We start from the raw sequence: 3,593 nt of genomic DNA, 5'->3' as shown, positions 1-3,593 counted from the left end.
ATCCACGTCTCCCATCAAACGTGCTTTCAGAATTTCGTTTACTAATTTTTTAAGCACTTCCCCAACAGCAGCGCTATCTGCTTCACCATTGTCAAAGACCTCCTGTGCCTCATCTGTCACTGACTGCAGTCCTGCGATGCTTTCCTCTAAATATATTTCGCCATTTTCCAGGATCTCATTGGCTTTCTCCAGCGCATTCTTAAGCTCTTCTTTTCCAGCCTTTCTAACAAGTAAGGTCATTGCTTCTGCCAGCTTCTCATAAGCGCTATTGATTTCTTCATCCGCTGCATGACTGTTTCCAGCTACAGCCTCTGCTGCCTCTAATGCCTGTTCCAGAATCAGCACACTGGAAGGTGTATACTGGTCTTTATCTTTCAGAAGTTCTTGTGCCTTTTGAATCAGGATATCCAGTCTCGTACCCTTGTTTTTCACCAGCAAACCGGTAACAGCATCCATCAGTTTCCGACTGGCATCATTAACCGTCTGTGCATCTGCACTGGTCTCTGCCAATACTTTTTCCGCTTCAGCAAGTGCAGTTCTTACTGTCTCAACACTTTCCTCAGTATAATCTGCCAGAACCGCCTCGTCTCCCAGGATCGCTTTCGTTCCCTCTATCGCTGCCTTCAAGCCTGCTTTCTGTACCCCGCCTTCCAAAAGATTGCATACAGTAATCAGATTCAGGAAAGCTTCATCGGCATCTGCCTGTGCTGCTTCCGGGTTTTCCATCACTTCTCTTGCAATATCAAGGGCTCCCTGTACTCTGCTCCAGCTTTCATCGGTAAAACTTTTATTTTCCTTTTGTTCTGCTTCCAATTTCTCCGCCATGTCAGCTGCAAGCTTCAGGCTGTATAAATCAGCTGAAACAGGTGGCTCCGGATCATCATTTTCTTCCGTATTTAATAGATCCGGATAAATTTCTTTTCCTGACTCTGTTCCCAGCATAATCTCTTCCAGGGCCAATTGCGAATCACCCGCTGACTGGCATGTAATTTCTGCAAGGCGCTCTGGCTGGCTATCGTAAGAAATAGTCAGTTTCAGCTTTCCATCTGCTATCTCCTGACGGAGAATGGTACCACAGTCTGTACGAACATCCGTAACTTCCGCACCATTTAATTCAATAACTGCATCTATCGCCCTTGTCTCAGACTTCTGATTTTCTAGTGAAAGTACCGCTGTGCCCTTTCCTCTTTCTAATACCACTTTTTCAATATCGCGATTTTTCTTACTCATTTCATCCTGTGTAAGAAACATGTTCTCATCAAATACCTTGCCGGTCATAGACTGTGGTACTTCCATGCGAAGTGCGGACAAAACTATGGGCGGAATATCCGAATTAGTACCTCCCTGCAAGCGTCTTCCCGATTGAACTGTCTGTCCCCCGACTCCCAGAAAAATATCCATATTCGACGGATCAAGTGAACCATGTCCATAACCGCTTCCGCCATGGTCAGCATTTGTTACAATTAATGTTTCATCATATTCTCCGCTTTCTTTCAAAGCATCTATTACTGCTTTATACTGATCATCATACTGTTGAAGTTCATCCCAGAACACATCCGAATAATACCCGTTTCCATGTCCTACATGATCCATCCAGTCATTCTGCATATAAACCACTGCTGTATTTTTATATTGTTTACTCCGTATATAATCCGCTACATCGTAAAAACTTCTCTGAGATTCAGAAACGCTGCATATAACCGGTGCATCCGGTTCAATGATACCATCCAGAATCTCTGCCCACTCAGTAAATGCGGCATTCTGACGTTCCGGAAATGCAGCTTCGGCTGCTTTGAAAACAGATGGATACAGCGGCGTTTCTCTTCCATAATCTGTATAATAATAAACATTTGCCAGATCATTATCTATTTGATAATCTACCGGAACATCCATCCAGGGAATTCCATGAAGAATGGAAAAGTAATTCTGGGCAGATATAGACGGCACAGTGGATTGGGCCGTATAGCTGGTTGCAAATTCTTCATTCATAAGCTTCATGGCATATGTATTTTTTCTTTTACCCATTGTTTCCGTATCCGTATGCTTAACAGGTAGTACGTCATTATACGGAGCATAGTATACTGCGTCAGGATCCCACACGTTACCGGAGCCGTCCATTGTGAGAATAACAGCATGTTTGTATGGATAAATAGCTGCCTCCCCTGCAGCGGCAGCTTTTAAATTACCCTCTGCAAGTGCCACATCTCCTGCACCAATAACGCCGTCTTCATTTACATCAAGCATATTTTCAGCATAAAGACTCAACTCTTTTTCTGCGCTTGGAAGTGTTTCTAAATTTTCTGTAACATCTGTGCCCCAGGAATAAGCTTTGAAATTTTCCATACTTACTGTGGTGGTAACCGAATCTGAAATATCTTTTATCTTAAAGTTCAATTTACCCATCCTGGTAGCGCTGTAATTATGAAAGCTTTCGGTTGATAAATCCATTTCAGAAACTACATGTAATCTTCCGCTTTCTTCTTCTGTAATGGTAACACCATCTTTTAAACGCTGCACACTTTCATACTCCATAAGAGTATTATCATAAACGATATCATATTCTATCTTGTCTATATCATTTGATTTGTTCTTACTCCCATGAATATTCAGATTCCAGGAAGCATTTTCTGCGATGCCGGAAGATCCAATCAATCCAAGTTGTATCGGTCCGCCAGATTCTACTGAAGTTCCTTCAAACGCTTTTTCATTCATAATGCTGATTTGTTCATCTGACAAAGCATCACTGTATATTCTCGCAAATCCTATATCAACATTTGATAAGAAATTTATATTGCCATCTACCGTGATGTCTCCGCCCAATACCATCTTCCAGGCATCTTGAGATGAGGGGAATTGAATTCCTGAATTCCAGGCATCGGTATTTACAGCTTTTAGCTCACCATTCACATACAGCTTTACTTCCTTACCATCTATCACACCGGCAATATGATACCATTGATTTGCGGATACTTCTGCTTCCGGCTGGCGGTAACTTCCGTCTACATGTGCAAAAAAAGTCAGCATACCATTATTTAATCCTAAACCAATCCCGCCAGATTCCTGATTTGAGAAGAAATCATGTTCACCAGACTGAATATCTTTAAACTTAACCATACACTCCATTGTCAGATTCTGTCTGATTTTATCATGGCATCCCTGCCCAAAAGAATAGGTATATGTCGATCTTCCGTTAAAACTTGCAGTATTTTTATTCAATTCCCTGTCTTTTGCAATTTCAGGAGAGCCCGTTGTTTGTAATAATTGATTTTGGAGCTGCGACTGGTCATCCGCACCAATAGAAAAATCAACGTTAAAAATATCTGCAGCCGGAAGTTCCGCCAGCTTCAAACGTGTTTCATCTGATATTTCGGAATCCCCGCCGGCTGCCCCTGCATATGCAATAGACTGATTACTGATCATTGCTGCTGCCAATAAAATAATGATTAATCTTTTAGACCTGCCCTGTACAAAATGATTTTTGCATTTCCTATACTCCACGCTTTTAATTATTTTCCTCATCTCTTACTTCTCCTCTCTGCCTCTTCATAAAAAGAATTCAAAACCTTGCTCAATTTTGATTTTAATTTATTATA

At 41.6% G+C, this 3,593-nt stretch carries 1 protein-coding gene; it reads right to left on the bottom strand.

The window, feature by feature from the left end; all coding sequences use genetic code 11:
* Positions 1-3,519, bottom strand: a 3,519-nt coding sequence (locus tag ACH2DQ_RS07470) for a LamG-like jellyroll fold domain-containing protein (RefSeq protein WP_395026192.1), incomplete at its 3' end; no start/stop codon positions are given.
* Between the last annotated feature and the right edge of the window lie 74 nt (positions 3,520-3,593).

The sequence above is a fragment of the Robinsoniella sp. genome (assembly GCF_034124845.1).
This window is presented reverse-complemented; position numbering and strand designations above follow the sequence as displayed.